This is a genomic window from Bacillus sp. FSL L8-0099, from assembly GCF_038006385.1.
Classification (GTDB): Bacteria; Bacillota; Bacilli; order Bacillales; family Bacillaceae_G; genus Bacillus_A; species Bacillus_A toyonensis.
On record NZ_JBBOVC010000001.1, the window covers coordinates 3,955,337 to 3,976,980 of the forward strand.

Consider the following 21,644-nt stretch of genomic DNA (forward strand, 5'->3'; position numbering starts at 1 on the left):
CCTTCGCGAATAATCCCTCTTTACTTTTCAATCTTTAACGTTTGTAAGTATGCATTTAATGCATCAATTTGATCATCCGTTAAGTTGCCATATTTACCAGTCATTTTATTTCCTGGCTTCATATTTTCAGGATCTTTCAGCCATTTTTTTAAGTTTTCTTCATTATTTTCGGCAATACCAGCAACCGTATCACGATCAGCAAAGTTCGCTAAGTTTGGTGCGATACGAGCGGAAGGTGGTCTACTATCATTAGATCCAACTGCATGACAACCAATACAGCTTTTATTAAATATTTCTTGGCCCTCTTGCGCCTTTGTTGAAGCTACTTCTTTTTTCCCATCAATCTTCTTCATATCAGCAAGCCATTTTTTGTACTCGCTTTCATCTAAAGCTTTCACTTTAAATTGCATTAAAGAATGTGACGGGCCGCAAAACTCTGTACAAAAACCATTATAAGTGCCCGATTTATCTGCCTTTAACCACATTTTGTTTACATTGTCTGTATTTGTATCCATTTTACCAGCTAAAGATGGAACCCAGAATGAATGTTTAATATCGGCACCCTTCAAATTCAAATACACTTTCTTACCTGTGGGGATAACTAAATCTTGAGAAGTTACTATTTTTTCTGATTTATAAGAAAATTCCCACCAATAAAGATTCGCTGTTACATCAACAACGATCGTATCTTTATCAATATTCTTTTTCTCCATCGCACTTACATCAGCAAGTTTGAATGTATATGTAACCGTCGGAACAGCTAAGATTAGTAAAAGAATAATCGGAATAACTGTCCATATAATTTCTAGTTTGTGATTCCCTTCAACTTGTTCTGGAATATAATCTTCCTGACCTTTCTTTTGTCGGAAACGCACAATTACATACAAGAAAATAATAGTAACTACTAGTACTACTCCTACCATGATCGCACTCGCTAGTAAGAGCAGATCATATTGCATTTTTGCTACTTCTCCTTGCGGAATTAAAGTAGATTGAAAGGCTTTACCGCATCCCCCTAACAGTAAAGCCAGCAGTGAAACGAACGAAAGCAGTCGCCACTGTTTCTTCATACAAACAACCCCCACTTTCCTTGTGAATTAGATTGTACTTTATAGTTAAGTAAAGTAAATCTCAACGTAAAGAAATCCAATTATGTCGTTGTCTTAGAAGAATGTAACTACAATCATTGATACAAATAAGATTGTTAAATAATTTAGGGAATAAACAAACATTTGTACGGACCATTTGATGTCATCCTTCTTACGGAAGCCATAAAATCCTAAAACGATCCATCCGATGTTAAGCAATGTTGCAAGTACCATAAATGTTATCCCAAGTCCACTCATATAAAATGGTAGTGGTAATAAACATACTGTCCAAATCATAATTTGGCGTTTCGTAATTTCAAATCCATGAACTACAGGAAGCATTGGAATTCCTGCATTTCGATATTCATCAACACGTTTCATCGCTAACGCAAGGAAATGTGGGATTTGCCAAATAAACATAATTAAAAATAACATCCAAGCAATTGGATGGCCTAAAGATGGATCAATTGCTGCCCATCCAATTAAAGGTGGAACTGCTCCAGAAATACTACCTACAACAGTATTTAGCGTATACTTTCTCTTTGTCCATAAAGTATATAAGACAACATATGTGAAGGCACCAATAAATCCCATTAATACTGCCATCGGTGTTGTTAATAATAAGAATACAAATCCAAGTAGTAATATAACTAGTCCAAATGTAAGTGCAAAACCTGGTTTATACTTTCCTGTAACCGTTGGACGGGTTTTTGTTCTTTCCATTAACGGATCGATGTCTCGATCAATGTAGTTATTTAAACAACATACCCCTGCCATAATTAATCCGGAACCAACGATTGTAAAAAATAGCTTATCCAGATTGTCCATCACACTTAATCCATTAAAGTGTAACGCCAACCAAAATCCTGTAAATACAGTAAGTGTATTTGAGTTTACAATCCCCATTTTAACGAGCGCTGATAAATCTTGTAACCGAGTTGTTTCGGGTACACTTGTTACAGCTGACTCATCATGCAGCTCACTTGTTGCATGGTTCATCACTTTAACCCCCTCTTAAAACTTTCATCTTTCTTTTTGCGCCTATTTCGAATGAAATAATTCGCTTCTATATAGCAATATTATTACAGTAGAAATATTGTTAACCCATTCTACTACTAATCTACGCCCATACTCCAATATATTAAATCATATTTCCCGAACATTTTGTGAAGAAAACATGAACTTTTTGTGTCGAATATAAAAAAGCTTACTTCTTACTTATCCTTATCATAACATGATGTTACTTTCTATAATAAACTATTTTGTCATATTTAACACGTATTCTCCCCATTTCTTTTCAAAATAGCCTATTTTCCTCCTAAAAATCCCCTTATAAATTCTATTTTCACACCCTTTTTCTCCCCTTTGTCTTCCCCCTCCATTTCTTTGCTATTTTATTATTTTTTATATATCATAGGAACTAGCGCGTTTTATTCTATACATAATGGAATGAAAATATTTCGCAATAACTTCATAGCAGAAAGATGGTGAAAGAGATTGCAACGCTTTATTAAATGGTTAGCAGTCATTACAAGTCTTGATTTATTAGTAGTATTATTAGGAGGCGCTTTAGTTACAAAAACAGGTTCTGGCCAAGGCTGCGGTAAATCATGGCCGCTTTGTAATGGTGAGTTAGTTCCATCTAATTTATCGATGGAAACTATTATTGAACTAAGTCACCGCCTTACATCAGGATCAGCAGGAATACTTGTCACTCTCCTTTGTATTTTATCCTGGAAGTATTATAAACATGTGCGCGAAACAAAAACGTTAGCAATTTTATCCTTCGTATTTTTAGTTGCACAAGCATTAATGGGAGCGGCAGCCGTTGTTTGGGGTCAAATGCCAGCTGTACTTGCTATCCATTTTGGTATTTCCTTAATTTCATTCGCTTCTGTTATTTTGTTAACGTGTCTTATTTTTGAAATTGATCAGAAATTTGATGCACGTTCACTTATTATGGATAAAAAAATGAAATTTCACATTTATGGTGTAACAATTTACAGTTATATCGTCGTCTACACAGGGGCTTTAGTACGTCACGAACGAGCTAGCTTAGCCTGTCCAGACTTTCCTTTATGTAGTAAAAATAGACCATGGCCGACTCAATTACATGAGTGGGTTCAAATGGGGCATAGAGCTGCAGCGATATTAATATTCCTTTGGATACTATACGCAATGATTATTGCTATTCGTCAATATAAGCAACAAAGCGTAGTATACTGGGGATGGATTATTTCCTTTATTCTTGTAACACTTCAAGCTATTGTTGGGATTTTAGTTGTATATACAAATGCTAGTTTAGCAATGGCATTATTACATTCCCTATTCATTTCTTGCTTGTTTGCTGTATTATGCTATTTAGTTATGTTAGGAACAAGAAGTAAAGTGAACGCAAAAGAATCCGAATCAACTTCTAAACAAACAAAATAATTTAAAACTGAAATCCCTTGCCGAATCGGCAAGGGATTTTTTGCAATAAAAAAAGAGCTGTATTTACACAGCTCTTTTCTTATTTTAGTGATCTAATTCAATAAGTAAATCACCCGTTTGAATTGCATCACCATCGTTAACATATACTTTCTTCACTTTACCATTGAACGGCGCTTGAACTGTCGTTTCCATTTTCATCGCTTCTGTAATTGCCATAGAATCGCCTTTTTTCACTTCATCGCCTTCTTTTACAACTACTTTAATAACCGTTCCTGGCATCGTTGCGCTAATATGGTTTGGATTTTCACGGTTTCCTTTCACACGTTGTGCAACTGTTGCTTTCACACTTTCGTCTTTCACAACAATCTCACGTGGTTGTCCGTTAAATTCTAAGTAAAGAATACGATTTCCATCCGGCTGAGGTTCTCCAATTGATACTAGTTTAACCATCAATGTTTTACCTTGCTCAATTTCCACATCAATTTCTTCACCAAGTCTCATACCATAGAAGAATGTCGGTGTATCAAGCACAGATACATTACCATACATCTCAGCAACTTTTTCGTAGTCCATAAATACTTTCGGATATAACGCGTACGCAACTACATCGAAAATCGTTACTTCGCGTCCAAGTTTATGGAATAACTCTTCTTTTAAAGCATCAAAATCTACTGGCTCTAACAATTCACCCGGTCTTACTGTTAACGGCTCTTTCCCTTTTAAAATAATCTTTTGTAATTCTTTCGGAAAACCACCGTACGGTTGACCTAAATCACCAGAGAACATTTCAACAACAGATCCTGGGAAATCCAAAGCATGTCCACGCTCTAAAATATCTTGTTCTGTCAAATGGTTTTGAACCATAAATAATGCCATATCACCAACAACTTTTGAAGATGGCGTTACTTTTACAATGTCTCCAAACATGTCATTCACACGACGGTACATTACTTTCACTTCATCGAAGCGATCTCCTAACCCAACCGCCTTTGCTTGTTGCTGAAGATTACTATACTGCCCACCCGGCATTTCGTGCATATATACCTCTGTGTGAGGTGCATTCATACCACTTTCAAACGGTGCATAGTATTTGCGTACATCTTCCCAGTAATGAGATAGTTTTTCTAATGAATCTATATTAACATCTGGTTGTCTTTCATTTCCGCCTAATGCGTAGTATAGTGTGTTCGCACTTGGTTGTGACGTTTGACCTGCCATTGAACTCACCGCTACATCGACAATATCAACACCCGCTTCAATTGCCTTCGTATACGTTAATATACCGTTTCCGCTCGTATCATGTGTGTGCAAGTGAATCGGAATCGATACTGTCTCTTTTAATGCAGAAACTAAATCGTATGCAGCATTAGGTTTTAATAAACCTGCCATATCTTTAATACCTAATATATGAGCACCTGATGCTTCTAATTCTTTCGCCAAGTTTTTATAATAATTCAAATCATATTTACTACGTAACGAATCATGAATATCTCCTGTATAACACATTGTCGCTTCTGCAATTTTGCCAGTATCTCGTACAGCATCAATCGCAACTCTCATACCTTCTACCCAGTTTAAGCTATCAAAAATTCGGAATACATCAATGCCAGCTTGAGCAGAACATTCCACAAATTTTTGAATTAAATTATCTGGATAGTTTTTGTAACCAACTGCGTTTGAAGAGCGAAGTAACATTTGGAATAAAACATTCGGCATTTTTTCACGAAGATCTAGTAATCGTTCCCATGGATCTTCTTTTAAGAAACGATACGCAACATCGAACGTTGCACCGCCCCACATTTCCGCTGAGAATAAGTTCGGTAACATTCTCGCTGTCGGCTCTGCAATTTGATGTAAATCTTTTGTACGAATACGAGTTGCAAGTAGTGACTGATGCGCATCACGGAATGTTGTATCAGTTAAAAGTACACGTTTTTGATCTTGAACCCACTTTACTAATCCATCCGCTCCACGCTCATCCAAAATTTGTTTTGTTCCATTTTGTATCGGCTCTGAGTGTACTACATTTGGTATACGAGCATCCGGGAAAATTGGTTTCTCTTTTTTCCCTACTCCCGGGAAACCATTTACTGTTACTGAACCAATGTAATTTAACATTTTCGTTCCGCGGTCTTTACGTTTCGGGAATAAGAACAGTTCAGGTGACGCGTCAATAAACGACGTATCATATTCTCCTGATAAGAAGTTTTTATGTTTTACTACATTCTCTAGGAATGGAATATTTGTTTTAATACCACGAATACGGAATTCTTTTAAGTTACGTTCCATTTTTGCAGCAGCTTGTTCAAAAGTAAGAGCCCAAGTCGTAACTTTTACAAGTAAAGAATCGTAGTACGGTGTAATAACTGCACCTTGGAAACTATTACCTGTATCAAGACGAACACCAAAGCCACCGCCTGATCGGTACGCCATAATTTTTCCTGTATCCGGCATAAAATTATTTAGTGGGTCTTCAGTCGTTACACGAGATTGGATTGCAAATCCGTGCACAACCACTTCTTCTTGCTTCGGAACACCTACCATTTTACTATGTAATGCATGTCCATCAGCTATTAAAATTTGCGATTGAACGATATCCACTCCTGTAATCATCTCTGTAATCGTATGTTCAACTTGAACACGTGGGTTTACTTCTATGAAGTAAAACTCATCACCTTTTACAAGAAATTCTACCGTTCCTGCGTTTAAATAGTTTACATTTTTCGTTAACTTCACAGCAGCTTCACAAATACGTTGACGCAAATCATCAGAAAGCGAAACGCTTGGTGCGATTTCGACAACTTTTTGATGGCGACGTTGCACAGAACAGTCACGCTCGAATAAGTGAACAACATTGCCTTCTTCATCTGCTAAAATTTGTACTTCTATATGTTTAGGTTTTTCAACGAATTTTTCAACGTATACTTCATCATTACCAAAGGCTGCTTTTGCTTCTGATTTCGCGCGATTATACGATTCTCTTAATTCTTCACTAGCTCGTACTATACGCATACCTCGACCGCCACCACCAAGGGACGCTTTAATAATAATCGGGTAATCATACTTTTCAGCAAACTCTTCGACTTCTTCTATTGAATCTATTGGACCATCACTACCAGGAATAACCGGAATTTGTGCTAGCTGCGCTTGTGTTCTTGCTTTCACTTTATCTCCAAACATATCTAAATGCTCACTTTTCGGACCAATAAAGATAATTCCTTCTTCTTCACAACGTTTTGCGAATTGGATATTTTCTGACAAGAAACCATATCCAGGGTGGATTGCATCTACATGATTGCTTTTCGCAATCTCAATAATGCCCTCAATATCTAGATAAGCATCAATTGGCTTTTTCCCTTCCCCAACTAAATAGGACTCATCGGCTTTATAGCGATGATAAGAACCGCTATCCTCTTTAGAATAGATTGCAACTGTTTTTAATCCAAGTTCCGAACAAGCTCGAAACACACGAATTGCAATCTCTCCACGGTTAGCTACCAATACTTTTTGAATACGTTGCAGCTTTGTCATGATTTTCCCCCTCTACTTTCCTACCACTCTAGAGATAAAATATATACACACCATAAAAAGCGTGAAGTTCTTCACTTTCCACATTATATTATACTTAGAAAGTTTCACTTTATTTTTATCCATCATACCTTATTTTTTAACAAATGATAAGTTTTCTGTGCAATTTGTTTCACAAAAATAGTATAGCATACCTCTTCCTTTTCGAACAACCTAATTGTATATCACATTTGTTTTAATGTGATATATCTTTTGGATATAAAAACAATTAATATATCACATTTGAAATTACTTTAAATAAAAAAACACATTGTGCTCTACAGCGCAATGTGTTTTTATTTTACAACTACAAGATGCGGTCCACCCTGTTCTCTTTCTTTAACTAACTCATTTTGTTGTTTTTCTTGTCTTTTCACATGACTAGCAATATTCAATAATATCCCCATCGCAAGTAGATTAGCTAACAAGGAACTTCCGCCGTAACTAACAAAAGGTAACGGTACCCCAGTAAGCGGTATTAATCCAGACATACCACCGACATTGATAAACGTTTGAACTCCAAACAAACTTGCAATTCCGATGGCTATTAAACTTCCAAATGGATCTGTACACTTTTGCGCCACTCTAAATGAGCGAATGATAATTAACAATAAACAGATTAAAATGATAGCTACACCTATAAAGCCTAGTTCTTCAGATATAATCGCCATAATAAAATCCGTTTGGGGCTCTGGTAAGTATCCATACTTTTGCACACTATTCCCTAACCCTCTACCATTTAACCCACCTGAAGCAATTCCAATAAATGAATTTACCAATTGGAATCCATCATTTTGAGGATCGTTAAACGGATCCAGAAAAACTGAAAATCGCGCTTTTTGGTATGAACTTAATTTATAATCCCCAATAAAATACAACATTGGGACCCATACTACAGACGTTAATAAGAATCTTTTTATCCATAAATTAACACTAACTCCTGAACAAAGAAACATGATTCCTACCGTTCCCGCAATTAACATATCGGTACCTAAGTCATTTTGCTTTAAAATTAAAAACATGATTAAACCAATACCTAAAAGTACCGGTCCCGATCCTTTGAAAACAGACGTATTTGTTTCTTGCCTTTTCGCAAAAAAATGAGCCAATACGAGAATAACTGTTATCTTTACAAATTCCGCAGGCTGTATTCCAAATATCCATCCATTTGCACCATTTACTTTCTTAGTGAAAAAGGCTGCTGCCGCTAATAAGGCAACACTAGCACCGTAACTTCCCAATAAGAAAATTCGTTTTCTCCACACTTTATATGGGATAATAGCCATAATTATTAATACCATTGTCCCAGCAGCTAAAGTAAGTAATTGTCTTTTAAAAAAGAAATTTGCTGGTTTATCAAACCGCGAAATCGCAACAATGGAACTAGAACTATATACCATTATGACTCCCAGCACACATAAAATAACAAGAGGAAGTAATAATGAATAATCCATTGATTTCCATATTCTTTTCATTTCATTTCCTCTCTCTGTTTCAAATTAATTATTGTTGTATTCCATATGTATATACGTTCTTCCTGCTTTATTATACAAATAAAAAGCTCAAACTGTTTTAGTTTGAGCCCCCTTATTTGAACCCGTTATTGTTGTTTGTTTGTAAATGCTTCATGAAGTGCAGATAACTCACGTTCGAGCTCTCCTAACATTGCTTTCCCTTGCTCTTCTGCAATAAGACCAAGGCGAACCGCAAAATCGACCTCGCGGGATAGTCCAAACATTTGTGTGTCTAAAACTTCTTCATATAATGGACATTGCGGCATTGTAAGATGGTCCATTTGCACCTTAATAAGTCTTAAAATCTTCTCTGCATCCGCTTGTAGAAGGGCTAGTGCCTTTTCCTGATGATTTGATACTGTCTCAGACGCCAAATTGATTCCCTCCGTTTCCGTCCTACTCTCTCATATCTATTAATATTAGCGATAGTTTTAATAAATTGCAATAGAAACATTTTTTGTGACAACAGTGTCTAATACTATTATACTGAAAAGTGGGAGTATAACACAAATGGGGGAACAACAATGAGCGAAATTTTATTTATTAATGGAAAAGTACGTTTTCCAATCACTATTGATCCAACTGTTTGGATTTTTGACGATCGAAAAGTAGATTTGACAACTTACTTTGATGAAACTAGAGAAAACACGTCTGAACTAGAAGCTTACTTAAAGAACACTTCAGAACATTGGGATCGTGAAATCCGTGATGGTGCTGCCTTCCCGCCAATACAACAAAGTGTAAAGAAATATAAAAAAGAACAGCTGATTACTGGGACATTTGGTATACCATTTCATCCATTTCTTGCTAACGCCGAAATTTTAGAGGACGCTATGCAAGTTGAAATTGAAACAGTAGATACTACCATTACACTACCATTAGAAACGGTCAACAAGGCCATTCTTGGTTTTTCAAAAGAAGGAAAACCATTAAAAGAGGACGGACCTGTACATCTATATTTCAATGATGGATCTAATAGACAAAATCCAATCCGTAACATCCGTAAATTCACAATTATTTAACGAGTATACTAAAAAAAGGAGTGAGCTGAAGCTCACTCCTTTTTCAGAGTGTTGGGAAACCCTTTAGGGTTCCCAACATTCTGCAATCCTTTTTAATTTTAGTAAATGAAAACAATATAAAATAATAAATTTTAGAAAAACAACCCTCCACCAGACCCTTTTTGGTTAGGTGAAGGGCTATTTTTTTCATGTTTTGACAAGCTGCGGTGAGGTAAGCTTGCATTTGGACAGACTTCAGCCCTCGAAACCGAGCATATCGATAGCCATGTAGTTCTTTGGCATCCGCAAAGCTTCGCTCTATAGTTGAACAGCGTACTTTATACAGTCTTTTCCCTGTAGCTGTTAGTTTGTTTTTTCTAGCGATATCTTTATATTTTTCCCATATATGATGAGTGATAACTTTTTGTTTTTGTTTTTTTGAAAAGCATACCTCACGTAGCGGACAAACAGCGCAGTCTTCTGGATTTGATTTATATTGACGATATCCTTCGCGATCCGTTGTCGTATATTCTAAAATACATCCCATCGGACAAGCAAATACATTCATTTCTTTTACATATTTAAATTGGCTTTTCGGAACGTCTTTATTTCGCTTTCCAAATCGGCGATACCCCATCACCATAAATATATTCTGTTCTGATAGTTTCTTACAGATATAACCTGTAAAATAGCCTGCATCAAGAGCTACAGCTTCAACTTTGAATCCGAATTTATTAGTTTGAGCTTGTAGACGTGCTAAATACGGCTCGGAATCCGCCATATTTCCAGCCGTTATATAGGTATCTGTAATAATATTATATTTCGCATCAGTCGTACGATGATCTAAGAAATGAAAACCGTTCGGTTTTCCATCCCTCATTAAAAATCCACTATCTGGATCCGTTGTACTGATACGAGTTTTTTTAGTGGGGGTATCACTTTCCTTTCTAGGTCTTAATTCTTTTTTCCATGTACCTCACGATCTTCGATTACCGCAGCTTCTAGTTCATCTATATAGAACTTTGCCTTTTCTTTTTTATATTTATGTACAAATTTATTTTTATTGGCATTCGCCTTAATGTGTGTAGAATCTGTCATCAACGCACGTCCTCCCACCATACGGTGCTCGGTCGCTTGACTCACAATCTCATCAAAAATTTCTTCGAAAATATTTGTATGAATGAAACGAGTACGGCGATTCCAACTGATTGTAGAATGATCTGGAATTGTATCTGATAGAGAAAAACCTAGAAACCAACGGTAGGCAATATTCGTTTTGATCTCCTTTTCCAATTGTCGCTCTGAACGAATACCATAAAAATATCCGATAAACATCATCTTAAATAAAACGATAGGGTGAATTGACGGACGACCATTGTTTTCACAGTAATAAGGGCGTAACTTTTCCTCAATAAAATCAAAACTGATTGTCGCTTCAATCGCACGAAGGAAATGGTCTTGCGGAACTAATTCTTCTACAGAAACGGATACACGCTCATCACGATGATTTTTTAAAGCACCCATCATAAAAAATCTCTCCTTTACCTCTTTTTTATCAGTGTTGACACATAAAAAGAGGTTCAGACACATAAACAGGCTGTGGAGAAGACTTTCTCCACAGCCTGAAAAAGGAGTGAGCTGAAGCTCACTCCTTTTTATAATAAATCCGCTGCTAGTTGAGCTAAATTCGAGCGCTCCCCTTTAACAAACTTTACATGACCACTAATACGTTGCTCTTTAAATTTCTCGACAACGTATGTTAAACCGTTATTATATTCATCTAAATATGGATGATCGATTTGCTGAGGATCTCCCATTAATACAATCTTACTTTTCTCTCCTACTCTCGTTAATATCGTCTTCACTTCATGCTTCGTTAAATTTTGTGCCTCATCAATAATAATGAATTGGTCTGGAATACTTCTGCCACGTATATAAGTAAGAGCCTCTACTTCAATCGAACCCATTCCAGCTAAAATAGCATCTAATTCCCCTGGCTTTTTCGTATTAAATAAATACTCTAGATTATCAAAAATCGGCTGCATCCATGGTCTTAACTTTTCTTCTTTTTCTCCTGGTAAATAACCGATATCTTTTCCGACTGGAACAATTGGTCTTGCAACAAGTAATTTTTTATATAACCCTAAATCTTCCGTTTGCATTAATCCCGAAGCTAACGCAAGTAACGTTTTTCCTGTACCAGCTTTCCCCGTTAACGTTACAAGCGGAATATCTTCGCGAAGCAACAATTCTAATCCCATTATTTGCTGCACGTTTCGTGGTCGTATCCCCCACACTTGCTCATTGTGAAAAATAAGTTTCTTCACCTTCTTACCTAAGTGATCTACAATGCCAAGTGCAGAACTAGAACCCCCAAGTGCATCCTTCATTACCACAAACTGATTTGGATAAAAAGGATGATTTGCAATTTCAGATAAAGGTAATTCACCTTTTTCATAAAAATAATCCAATTGTTCTTTTGATATATACCCTTCTAAAAAACCTGAATATATATTATCTACTTCAATTACGCGATCACTTAAATAATCTTCAGCCTTCAATCCAATTGCATCAGCTTTTACCCTTACGAGCACGTCTTTACTTACTAAAATAACAGACTTCCCGTCCTCTTTTTCTTGTTCTTCTAAAGATAGATTTTTTGCTACTGCTAAAATTCGATTATCATTTGTTTTTTCTACAAAAATATCTTGTAGTTGAACAAATGAACGATGATTTAATTCAATACGAAATGTACCGCCGTTTTCTAGCGGAATACTTTCATGCAGCTTTCCTATTTCACGAAATTTATCTATTAACTTAGATACATAACGAGCATTTCGTCCTACTTCGTCCATATAACGTTTCTTCGAATCAACCTCTTCTAATACAACTGCCGGAATCACTACTTCATTGGTTTCAAATGAAAAAATAGATAAAGGATCCTGCAAAAGTACATTCGTATCTAACACATAAATTTTATCCAACCTGTTACCCCCTGACTCCACTTTTAAATTTGTAGAACAAGGGTTTCATCCATAAAATATGGACGAACCATTGTTATAATTATATGTACCGTATAAACGAGGTAGAATCGAAAATTATAGCAATTAAACCTTTTCTTTATTTTTTATTCATTTCTATTCAATATATTACTTTTAATTTTAATTATTAACGTTAAACCACAATAACTGATTCCAAAAGTTAATGAACAATTTTCTTATTCATCTCACTTATAATTCTTTTATCCCTACCAACACTTGGTTATCCAGTTTTTTTGCTGCCCGAAGATCGTATGTTTTTTCATATTTTGGTTCAATTGCAAGTTTTGCTCCATAAAACATAACATCACGTACTTCTTGCACACTTACTTCTATTACAGCTAATTTTAGAGGAATGCCTTCCATTCTATCTGTCAAAATTTCACCTGCACCACTTATGGAAAATACGGATCCATTCGCCATTATAGTCAATACCACTCCCGGATTGCGCCTTATATTTTCCACAATACGTGAACGTTGATCTACCGCAAATCGAATACTAGTTTCACTCACTGCATACACCCAAGAAATAGCACTTACGTTAGGAACTTGTTTTTCGAAATCTGTTGTTGCTACCATAACAATACATTCTTTACGGAACGTTTGTACTAAATCATCTGTTAATGTAGGCTCTACTACATTCGCCATATTTCCACCTCCAAATATACTTAATATATCCTTATCATAACTTATTTTTCGAATTGCGAAAATATTATTTTTTCCTCCTATTATTCAAAAACATCATACTTCCATGATATACTTATACCGATAGAATTCGTATTGAGGTGACGAAATGAGAGTCAAATGTATGATCTGTGATAAAAAAGATATGTTAGATGACGAAAATCCTACGGCAAAAAAACTGCGTAATCGCCCTATTCATACATATATGTGCATGGAATGTTCGGAACGAATTGCAGAGCGTACGATGGAACGTCATGCAAGTGGTAATTTCCGATTATACCGTGATAAAAAAGTTGAAGACGATTGGTAAAATATAAATAAGTCCTTAATCATATCGATAAGGACTTATTTATATTTTTCAGGTTCACGATTCATCTGATCCAAAAAACAATCAATAGCTTCTAATGGAAATCTCACAGATTTTCTTTCCCCATCAATTTCATATGTAATCAAATACATTTCCTCATTCTTTTTAACTTCCACATCCCTTAATTTATGTTCTTCATATATCATATTTTGAAATAACAAATACGTTTCTTTCGCAGCACTATCATCGGGGCGTGCTTCCGCAACTGTTTTAATCGTTAACCAATTATATAGTGCATCTTGTACTGAATGCATGTCATTAATTCCCCCTCATCCTACTTTTTCTTGTTTTGCTTGACGTAAGCGCAATCTATAAATTCCTAGTACAATTGCTGCTACAACAAGCCCCTCCCCAACAGGTAAAAATACAGCAAAAAAGGTTAACACTGTACATCCAATTGCTAAAGAAATATATATCACGATATTTTTTAGTACAGATAATTTTCTAGCAAATCCTAAATTATAAACGAGAGCACTTAATATAATAATCGTTCCATAAAGTAACCACATTCCTAACTCTGGATTTTCATCCACCTTACATAATTTAGCAAAAAAAGACATCCTTTCTAACACACTCTTCCCCCCTAGCTATAAAAACAAGTTTTCTTTATACACTTAATACAAGAGTAACTCGCAAAAAAAATACTGTCCACAAAAAAGAATAAATATTCTAAAAATAAATAAAAACAAAAAAACAACTACCTTTTGGAAAGGTAGTTGTTTTTTTGTTTTTACGCTTCTACAGATTTCTTTTTCTTAGCAGCTCTTTCGCGCTCGCTCTTATCAAGAATCTTTTTACGTAGACGGATTGATTCCGGAGTCACTTCACAGAACTCGTCATCGTTTAAGTACTCTAATGACTCTTCTAAAGTCATTAAGCGTGGTTTTTTCATTGTTGAAGTTTGGTCTTTCGTTGCAGAACGAATGTTAGTTTGTTGTTTCATTTTTACAACGTTAACTGTTAAATCATTTTCACGTGTATGTTCTCCAACAATCATACCAGCATATACTTCTGTACCTGGTTCAACGAAGATTACACCGCGATCTTCAACTTGCATAATACCGTATTGTGATGCTTTTCCTGTTTCAAGTGAAACTAGAACACCTTGACGACGTCCACCTACTTGTCCAGCGTGTACTGGTTGGTAGCAATCGAATGTATGGTTTAAAATACCGTAACCACGAGTTAATGTTAAGAATTCTGTTGTGTAACCAATTAAACCACGTGCTGGAACCATGAAAGTAAGGCGAACTTGACCGTTTCCGTTATTCACCATATCTAACATTTCACCTTTACGTGCACCCATTGATTCCATAATAGAACCAGTGTATTCTTCAGGCACATCGATTTGTACGCGCTCTACAGGCTCACATCTTACGCCATCAACATCTTTAATAATTACTTCAGGTTTAGATACTTGTAGTTCATAACCTTCACGACGCATGTTTTCAATTAGGATAGATAAATGTAACTCACCACGTCCAGATACGATCCACGCATCAGGAGAATCTGTATTATCTACACGTAAACTTACATCTGTTTCTAATTGTGAACGAAGACGCTCTTCAATTTTACGAGATGTAATGTATTTACCTTCACGACCTGCAAATGGGCTGTTATTTACAAGGAATGTCATTTGTAGTGTTGGCTCATCAATACGTAATAATGGTAAAGCCTCTTCATGCTCAACTGGGCATACTGTTTCACCAACGTTAATGTCTTCCATACCTGAAACAGCTACTAAATCTCCAGCTTTTGCTTCTTCAATTTCTTGACGTTTTAATCCAATGTAACCAAATAATTTCGTTACACGGAATTGTTTTACACTTCCGTCAACCTTCATTAATGCAACTTGTTGTCCTACTTTCATAGTACCGCGGAATACGCGTCCAACTCCGATACGACCAACGTAGTCATTGTAATCAAGAAGTGCTACTTGGAATTGAAGTGGCTCTTCACTGTTATCCACTGGTGCTGGAATATGTTCAATAATTGTGTCAAACAATGATTTCATATTCTCTTCTTGATTTGCTGGATTTGAATCTAAGCTTGCTGTTCCGTTCATTGCTGATGCAAATACAACTGGGAACTCTAATTGATCTTCGTTTGCACCAAGCTCGATGAATAAGTCAACAACTTCATCAACTACTTCGTCAGGGCGAGCAAAGTCACGGTCAATTTTGTTTACAACTACGATTGGTGTTAAGTTTTGCTCAAGAGCTTTCTTTAAAACAAATCGTGTTTGTGGCATACAACCTTCATATGCATCAACAACAAGTAGAACACCATCAACCATTTTCATGATACGTTCTACTTCTCCACCGAAGTCCGCATGACCAGGTGTATCTAAAATGTTAATTCTTTTATCTTCATAGTGAATCGCAGTATTTTTCGCTAAAATTGTAATACCGCGTTCTCTTTCTAGATCATTTGAGTCCATTGCGCGTTCTTCAATATGTTCATTCGCACGGAACGTCCCCGCTTGACGTAATAACTGGTCAACAAGTGTTGTTTTACCATGGTCAACGTGGGCAATAATTGCTATATTTCGTAAATCTTGTCGTTTTTTCAACATGTCCAACTCCTAATGTCTTTTTAATCCTTCTCTATTATAAGAGCGAAGGGGATACAATGGCAATCAAAATAAAATCAAGAATGAAAATATAGTTGTATTCTTACTTTTGTGAAAGTAAAATGAGATTGGAGGGTGAAGAAATGGAACACATTCAATATCGCTTTTTATTAACTGCAATTATCGGTGTTATTTTCTTAATCGGTATCGGCATTATGGTTGCTGAAAATAGTCCCATTGGTATTATTATTTGCATTATCGGCACATTTGTTACAGTTGGATATGGTTTTGTAACAAAAAGAAAAATGCGTAAATCGCAATAATGTTAAAAAGTAAGAAGCTTGTATATAGCCTCTTACTTTTTTTGTTACTGCGATATAAATGATAATACTTCCTCATATACTCCCGGTTTTGCAACTAATACACTGCTTTTCTCTATAATAGACAGCGGAGCTCCGGAGAATGTTGTCACCTTTCCTCCAACTTCCTCAACTATGATCTGCCCCCCACCAAAATCCCATGGTGATAATCTCGGCGTTACATATGCATCTATTCTTCCCGTTGCAACGTATACCATTTCTAATGCTGCACAGCCATATGATCTCGTACCCCTTGCTTTCTTAACAAGTGCCATCATACTTTCCATATTAAGCAATGGATTGTCGGTAAGCCATATCGCATTTAAAGCTATAATACCATTCTCTACTGTTCCTTTTTCCAATAGAGGAATTGGCGTATCATTACAAAACGCTCCAACTCCCTTTACCGCATGATATAATTCATCATGAACAGGATCATAAATAAGACCAATTTTTCCGATACCGTTCTCATAAATTCCAATTGAAATTGCGAAATTTCTTTTTTGATGTACAAAATTCATTGTACCATCAATTGGATCAATTAACCAAACAACCCCGTCAGAAGAAGTTATCTCATCTCCATAGCCTTCTTCTCCTAAAATATTATGGGTTGGGAATGTTTCTTTAATTTTCCCAATTAAATACTGTTCTATTTCCCGGTCCATGTTTGTTACTAAATCAGCTGCATTTGATTTCGTTTCTATAATAAGTGCTTGTTTCAGTGATGCCATTAAACGCTCTCCTGCATCTCGAATCCACCGTTTGGCGTGTGCATCGATATCTTTCCATACCTCTTGCATGTTTAAACACTCCGATCTATACTGTTCACAGAAAAAACGAACCCTTTATAAGGTTCGCACCAACTAATTTTTTATACATATACTATTATTACGCTTCTAAACGAATCATTTCAAGTCTCAACACTTCTAATTTTTGTACGCACTCTTCTTTTTTCTGTTTGTCATCCTCCATCATTGCATCATATAAAGTTGCTAATTCATAATCTAACTCCAAACGTAGCACCGGTATTCTCTTTTCAGCATCTGTTCTCTTTAACGCATTAATCACCTGTCTCATATTATTTGCCTCCTCCCAATATTCGTCTGCCCTCGGACTAGAATTAATTCAATTTTCTGATTTTTTGTTTTATACTATACTATGTTGGATAAATCATCTATGCAACAAAATTATATTTTTTTATTTAAATTTTTTTGTGCTGTTTTTTTTATGAATAGTACAAGCTATGCTAAAATAAAAACAAAATAGGAGTTGGAGGAACAATCATGACACTACAAACATTCAAATCAACTGATTTTGATGTCTTTACAGTTGATGGTCTCGAAGAACGAATGAGTGCAATTAAAACGAACATTCATCCTAAGCTAGAAGCTTTAGGGGAACAGTTTGCAGAGTATTTATCCAAACAAACTGATGAGAACTTTTTTTATCATGTTGCAAAACATGCACGCCGCAAAGTCAATCCACCAAACGATACTTGGGTTGCTTTTTCAACAAATAAACGAGGATATAAAATGCTACCACATTTTCAAATTGGTTTATGGGGTACTCACGCCTTCATATACTTTGGTTTAATCTATGAGTGTCCACAAAAAGTGGAGACGGCTCACGCCTTCTTAGAACATTTAAATGATTTAAAAACAAATATTCCAAATGACTTCGTTTGGTCCATTGACCATACTAAACCAAGTGTAAAATTGCATAAAACGCTTGAAACAGAAGACTTACAAAAGATGATTGAACGTTTAGCTACTGTGAAAAAAGCAGAACTATTAGTTGGTATTCATATATCACCAGAGGAGTTTTCAGCAATGACCAACGAACAATTCCTTGCTAAGATTGAATCTACGATGCAATCACTCCTTCCTTTATATGCACTTTGTAATCGATAGTAGAAAACGGACAATTTATATTGTCCGTTTTTAGTTGTTATCACATTATATCACTTCAGTTTTTATTTTTCAAAATATTTTTACACTTTTACAAGCTTTTGTTCTTCGACTTCTTTCGCCCTTTGAATAGTACGATATATAGAATATCCACTTACTTCTTGAAACTCTTTATCAATTTTCTTTTCTTCTGCTTTTGATGGAACAATCTCTTTAAAACGACGATATAATCCCATTAATTCTTCTCTTCTAATTCCTTTTTCATATGCCTTCTCAATTGCTTCATAAAACTTCACAATGGCAACCATTTCTTCATTTGACCAATCGTAATCTAACGGATATTGATATTCCATTTTGCACCTCATTTATCATTTCTACGTGTTTCATTATGCTATCTTAAAGAGAATTTTTTATTCTTCATTATAGCCACTCTGCATTATACACTATTTATTCATTTTAATGGAATTGTCTTCCTCTATGAGTTGACTTGGAAATAACTATTACACATACTCACCATAAAAATATTTTTTTATATACATCTATAATTATTGGTGATATAATGCTTTTGTTTTATAGAAAATAAAGTGTGACTACCATCCAAAAGGATTTTGTGAATGGCAGGAAAACAAGTCTCGTTTTAAAAGTTAATTACCTTACTTTCCTTTTAGAATGAGATGAAATCATATAAAACAAATTCTAATAAATATTACAAAAAAGAAGGGGTGTATAGATTGTCCCAATACGAAACACCATTGTTTACCGCTTTAGTTGAGCACAGTAAGCGAAATCCAATCCAATTCCATATTCCTGGTCATAAAAAAGGACAGGGCATGGATCCTGAATTTCGCGAATTTATTGGGCATAACGCATTAGCAATTGATTTAATTAATATTGCGCCACTCGATGATTTACATCATCCAAAGGGTATGATTAAAGAAGCACAGGATTTAGCTGCTGCTGCATTTGGTGCAGATCATACTTTCTTTTCTATTCAAGGTACAAGTGGCGCTATTATGACAATGGTGATGAGCGTTTGCGGTCCTGGTGACAAAATCCTAGTACCACGAAACGTGCATAAATCAGTAATGTCAGCTATTATTTTCTCAGGTGCAAAACCTATTTTCATGCATCCTGAAATCGATCCAAAACTTGGTATTTCTCATGGAATTACAATTCAATCTGTCAAAAAAGCACTTGAAGAACACTCAGATGCCAAAGGCTTACTTGTTATTAATCCAACCTACTTTGGCTTTGCTGCAGACTTAGAACAGATTGTACAATTAGCACATTCGTACGATATCCCTGTACTAGTCGATGAGGCTCATGGTGTTCATATTCATTTTCACGATGAATTACCGATGTCAGCGATGCAAGCTGGTGCAGATATGGCAGCAACAAGTGTTCACAAATTAGGAGGCTCTTTAACTCAAAGTTCTATTCTTAATGTGAAAGAAGGTCTTGTGAACGTAAAACATGTTCAATCTATTATTAGCATGCTTACGACTACATCAACTTCTTACATCTTATTAGCATCTCTTGATGTAGCAAGAAAACGTCTTGCTACAGAAGGAACAGCGCTCATAGAACAAACAATACAATTAGCTGAACATGTTCGTGATGCTATAAATGCTATTGAGCACCTTTACTGTCCTGGAAAAGAAATGTTAGGTACAGACGCTACTTTTAACTATGATCCTACAAAGATAATTGTGTCTGTGAAAGATTTAGGTATTACCGGCCATCAGGCTGAAGTATGGCTTAGAGAGCAATATAACATTGAAGTAGAACTCTCCGATTTATACAACATACTATGTCTTATCACTTTTGGAGATACAGAAAGCGATACAAATACGCTTATTGCAGCATTACAAGATTTAGCGGAAACATTTAGAAATAGGGCAGATAAAGGTGTTCAAGTACAAGTAGAAATTCCAGAAATACCGGTGCTAGCACTTTCTCCACGAGATGCTTTTTATTCAGAAACAGAAGTCATTCCATTTGAAAATGCGGCAGGTCGTATTATAGCTGATTTTGTTATGGTTTATCCACCAGGGATTCCAATCTTTACTCCGGGGGAAATTATTACACAAGATAACTTAGAGTATATTCGTAAAAATTTAGAAGCAGGTTTACCTGTACAAGGTCCTGAAGATATGACATTACAAACATTACGTGTTATTAAAGAGTACAAGCCTATCAGTTGATAGGCTTTTCTTTCACCTTTTTTCCCTTTCTTCATACGCTACTAAAGAATGTAACGTATAGGTGGGGATACCATTATGATTGTAATAGGTCGTTCTATTGTACACCCTTATATCACAAATGAATATGAGCCATTTGCAGCTGAGAAGCAACAAATTTTATCCATAATGGCAGGAAATCAAGAAGTTTATTCCTTCCGAACTGCTGACGAACTCAGCTTTGATTTAAATTTGCGAGTTAATATTATTATTTCTGCATTAGAACTTTTTCAAAGTGGATTTCAGTTTCGTACGTTTCAACAATCCTTTTGCAACCCCCAGTTTTGGAAAAGAACATCTTTAGGGGGATTCCAACTACTTCCAAATATACCACCTTCTATTGCCATACAAGATATTTTCAAAAACGGGAAACTATATGGGACTGAATGCGCAACCGCTATGATAATTATTTTTTACAAAGCTTTACTATCATTGTATGAGGAAGAAACCTTCAATCGCCTCTTTGCAAATCTTTTACTTTATACTTGGGACTACGATCAAGATTTAAAACTCATAACAAAAACAGGTGGCGACCTTGTTCCTGGCGATCTCGTTTACTTTAAAAACCCACAAGTGAATCCAGCTACGATTGAGTGGCAAGGAGAAAACACAATCTATCTAGGAAATTTCTTTTTTTACGGACATGGCGTAGGTGTAAAAACAAAAGAAGAAATTATCTACTCATTAAATGAACGACGCGTCCCTTACGCTTTTATTTCAGCTTTTTTGACCGATACTATTACTCGTATTGATAGCCGTATAATGAGTCAATACGCCTCTCCAAACACACCACAAACAGCCATAGGGTTTATTCCGATTAGAGATGATGCAATCGTTGCTACAGTTGGCCATACAACTACAATTTATTAAAAAA

21 protein-coding genes are annotated in these 21,644 nt (G+C 35.7%); 7 read left to right on the forward strand and 14 right to left on the reverse strand.

The features are described 5' to 3' along the window. Positions 1-20 precede the first annotated feature (20 nt). Both coxB and ctaB read right to left on the reverse strand, forming a co-directional pair. Entirely contained in the window at positions 21-1,070 is a 1,050-nt protein-coding gene (gene coxB / locus MHH42_RS19890) for a cytochrome c oxidase subunit II (protein WP_000745270.1), read from the reverse strand. Positions 1,071-1,163: 93 nt separating this feature from the next. After that, positions 1,164-2,087: a protoheme IX farnesyltransferase gene (gene ctaB / locus MHH42_RS19895; RefSeq protein ID WP_001015063.1), complete on the reverse strand. Its 924-nt coding sequence runs from the start codon at positions 2,085-2,087 to the stop codon at positions 1,164-1,166. A 498-nt stretch (positions 2,088-2,585) separates the two neighbouring features. On the opposite strand from ctaB, the gene ctaA reads away from it, so the two are divergent. Beyond that, positions 2,586-3,521, forward strand: a complete 936-nt coding sequence (gene ctaA / locus MHH42_RS19900; protein WP_001188753.1) for a heme A synthase — start codon at positions 2,586-2,588, stop codon at positions 3,519-3,521. 84 nt (positions 3,522-3,605) lie between these two features. Here the strand turns inward: ctaA and pyc are convergent, their stop codons facing one another. The 3 genes from pyc to MHH42_RS19915 form a co-directional block, all read right to left on the reverse strand. Next, the gene (gene pyc / locus MHH42_RS19905) at positions 3,606-7,052 is read right to left on the reverse strand and encodes a pyruvate carboxylase (RefSeq protein WP_340893945.1); all 3,447 of its coding nucleotides are present in this window, start codon (positions 7,050-7,052) and stop codon (positions 3,606-3,608) included. 332 nt (positions 7,053-7,384) lie between these two features. Further along, entirely contained in the window at positions 7,385-8,563 is a 1,179-nt protein-coding gene (locus MHH42_RS19910; protein ID WP_340893948.1) for an FtsW/RodA/SpoVE family cell cycle protein, read from the reverse strand. Between the two features lie 125 nt (positions 8,564-8,688). After that, on the reverse strand, positions 8,689-8,976 hold the full coding sequence (locus tag MHH42_RS19915) for a YlaN family protein (protein ID WP_000135695.1): 288 nt from the start codon (positions 8,974-8,976) through the stop codon (positions 8,689-8,691). A 150-nt stretch (positions 8,977-9,126) separates the two neighbouring features. Here MHH42_RS19915 and MHH42_RS19920 point away from each other — a divergent pair, with 150 nt between their 5' ends. Then, positions 9,127-9,624: a hypothetical protein gene (locus tag MHH42_RS19920; protein WP_001289791.1), complete on the forward strand. Its 498-nt coding sequence runs from the start codon at positions 9,127-9,129 to the stop codon at positions 9,622-9,624. 43 nt (positions 9,625-9,667) lie between these two features. Here MHH42_RS19920 and MHH42_RS19925 read toward each other — a convergent pair. The 3 genes from MHH42_RS19925 to MHH42_RS19935 form a co-directional block, all read right to left on the reverse strand. Further along, positions 9,668-11,130 (reverse strand): IS1182 family transposase gene (locus MHH42_RS19925; protein ID WP_375166148.1). Its coding sequence is split into 2 segments (ribosomal slippage): positions 9,668-10,569 and positions 10,569-11,130, totalling 1,464 coding nucleotides; the frame shifts between segments, so codons are not numbered across the junction. Between the two features lie 128 nt (positions 11,131-11,258). Further along, entirely contained in the window at positions 11,259-12,587 is a 1,329-nt protein-coding gene (locus MHH42_RS19930) for a PhoH family protein (RefSeq protein WP_000358079.1), read from the reverse strand. A 246-nt stretch (positions 12,588-12,833) separates the two neighbouring features. After that, the gene (locus MHH42_RS19935) at positions 12,834-13,289 is read right to left on the reverse strand and encodes a pyridoxamine 5'-phosphate oxidase family protein (RefSeq protein WP_000024575.1); all 456 of its coding nucleotides are present in this window, start codon (positions 13,287-13,289) and stop codon (positions 12,834-12,836) included. 145 nt (positions 13,290-13,434) lie between these two features. Between MHH42_RS19935 and MHH42_RS19940 the strand changes: the two genes are divergently transcribed. Continuing rightward, positions 13,435-13,635: a YlaI family protein gene (locus tag MHH42_RS19940; RefSeq protein WP_002093346.1), complete on the forward strand. Its 201-nt coding sequence runs from the start codon at positions 13,435-13,437 to the stop codon at positions 13,633-13,635. Positions 13,636-13,670: 35 nt separating this feature from the next. Here MHH42_RS19940 and MHH42_RS19945 read toward each other — a convergent pair whose 3' ends face one another. From MHH42_RS19945 to typA, 3 genes are all read right to left on the reverse strand, one after another. Continuing rightward, on the reverse strand, positions 13,671-13,946 hold the full coding sequence (locus MHH42_RS19945) for a hypothetical protein (RefSeq protein ID WP_016109037.1): 276 nt from the start codon (positions 13,944-13,946) through the stop codon (positions 13,671-13,673). A gap of 15 nt (positions 13,947-13,961) precedes the next feature. Beyond that, on the reverse strand, positions 13,962-14,264 hold the full coding sequence (locus MHH42_RS19950; protein WP_000893661.1) for a YlaH-like family protein: 303 nt from the start codon (positions 14,262-14,264) through the stop codon (positions 13,962-13,964). A gap of 158 nt (positions 14,265-14,422) precedes the next feature. Further along, positions 14,423-16,267, reverse strand: coding sequence for a translational GTPase TypA (typA, locus tag MHH42_RS19955; protein WP_000914753.1), 1,845 nt, complete (start codon positions 16,265-16,267; stop codon positions 14,423-14,425). A 140-nt stretch (positions 16,268-16,407) separates the two neighbouring features. Between typA and MHH42_RS19960 the strand changes: the two genes are divergently transcribed. After that, positions 16,408-16,587: a DUF5325 family protein gene (locus MHH42_RS19960; protein WP_000400129.1), complete on the forward strand. Its 180-nt coding sequence runs from the start codon at positions 16,408-16,410 to the stop codon at positions 16,585-16,587. Between the two features lie 44 nt (positions 16,588-16,631). Here the strand turns inward: MHH42_RS19960 and MHH42_RS19965 are convergent, their stop codons facing one another. After that, on the reverse strand, positions 16,632-17,423 hold the full coding sequence (locus MHH42_RS19965; protein ID WP_001158712.1) for an inositol monophosphatase family protein: 792 nt from the start codon (positions 17,421-17,423) through the stop codon (positions 16,632-16,634). 88 nt (positions 17,424-17,511) lie between these two features. Next, positions 17,512-17,700: a hypothetical protein gene (locus tag MHH42_RS19970; protein ID WP_001250164.1), complete on the reverse strand. Its 189-nt coding sequence runs from the start codon at positions 17,698-17,700 to the stop codon at positions 17,512-17,514. Between the two features lie 206 nt (positions 17,701-17,906). Between MHH42_RS19970 and MHH42_RS19975 the strand changes: the two genes are divergently transcribed. Beyond that, positions 17,907-18,533, forward strand: coding sequence for a YktB family protein (locus tag MHH42_RS19975; RefSeq protein ID WP_000175079.1), 627 nt, complete (start codon positions 17,907-17,909; stop codon positions 18,531-18,533). 80 nt (positions 18,534-18,613) lie between these two features. Here the strand turns inward: MHH42_RS19975 and MHH42_RS19980 are convergent, their stop codons facing one another. Beyond that, positions 18,614-18,883: a UPF0223 family protein gene (locus MHH42_RS19980; protein ID WP_070173719.1), complete on the reverse strand. Its 270-nt coding sequence runs from the start codon at positions 18,881-18,883 to the stop codon at positions 18,614-18,616. Between the two features lie 378 nt (positions 18,884-19,261). Here MHH42_RS19980 and speA point away from each other — a divergent pair, with 378 nt between their 5' ends. Both speA and MHH42_RS19990 read left to right on the forward strand, forming a co-directional pair. Beyond that, entirely contained in the window at positions 19,262-20,734 is a 1,473-nt protein-coding gene (gene speA, locus MHH42_RS19985; RefSeq protein ID WP_000084886.1) for an arginine decarboxylase, read from the forward strand. 75 nt (positions 20,735-20,809) lie between these two features. Further along, positions 20,810-21,640 (forward strand): protein-glutamine gamma-glutamyltransferase, encoded by an 831-nt coding sequence (locus MHH42_RS19990; RefSeq protein ID WP_000635336.1) that lies wholly within the window; start codon positions 20,810-20,812, stop codon positions 21,638-21,640. Positions 21,641-21,644: the final 4 nt, after the last annotated feature.

Bases quoted from the DNA above. Each gene is read 5' to 3' on its own strand.
- MHH42_RS19935 (WP_000024575.1), bottom strand. From the start codon at position 13,289: ATGGCGAATGTAGTAGAGCCTACATTAACAGATGATTTAGTACAAACG.
- MHH42_RS19975 (WP_000175079.1), top strand. From the start codon at position 17,907: ATGACACTACAAACATTCAAATCAACTGATTTTGATGTCTTTACAGTT.
- MHH42_RS19940 (WP_002093346.1), top strand. From the start codon at position 13,435: ATGAGAGTCAAATGTATGATCTGTGATAAAAAAGATATGTTAGATGAC.
- MHH42_RS19990 (WP_000635336.1), top strand. From the start codon at position 20,810: ATGATTGTAATAGGTCGTTCTATTGTACACCCTTATATCACAAATGAA.
- pyc (WP_340893945.1), bottom strand. From the start codon at position 7,052: ATGACAAAGCTGCAACGTATTCAAAAAGTATTGGTAGCTAACCGTGGA.
- ctaB (WP_001015063.1), bottom strand. From the start codon at position 2,087: ATGAACCATGCAACAAGTGAGCTGCATGATGAGTCAGCTGTAACAAGT.
- MHH42_RS19910 (WP_340893948.1), bottom strand. From the start codon at position 8,563: ATGAAAAGAATATGGAAATCAATGGATTATTCATTATTACTTCCTCTT.
- MHH42_RS19965 (WP_001158712.1), bottom strand. From the start codon at position 17,423: ATGCAAGAGGTATGGAAAGATATCGATGCACACGCCAAACGGTGGATT.
- coxB (WP_000745270.1), bottom strand. From the start codon at position 1,070: ATGAAGAAACAGTGGCGACTGCTTTCGTTCGTTTCACTGCTGGCTTTA.
- MHH42_RS19945 (WP_016109037.1), bottom strand. From the start codon at position 13,946: ATGCATTCAGTACAAGATGCACTATATAATTGGTTAACGATTAAAACA.
- typA (WP_000914753.1), bottom strand. From the start codon at position 16,267: ATGTTGAAAAAACGACAAGATTTACGAAATATAGCAATTATTGCCCAC.
- MHH42_RS19920 (WP_001289791.1), top strand. From the start codon at position 9,127: ATGAGCGAAATTTTATTTATTAATGGAAAAGTACGTTTTCCAATCACT.
- MHH42_RS19970 (WP_001250164.1), bottom strand. From the start codon at position 17,700: ATGAGACAGGTGATTAATGCGTTAAAGAGAACAGATGCTGAAAAGAGA.
- MHH42_RS19980 (WP_070173719.1), bottom strand. From the start codon at position 18,883: ATGGAATATCAATATCCGTTAGATTACGATTGGTCAAATGAAGAAATG.
- MHH42_RS19960 (WP_000400129.1), top strand. From the start codon at position 16,408: ATGGAACACATTCAATATCGCTTTTTATTAACTGCAATTATCGGTGTT.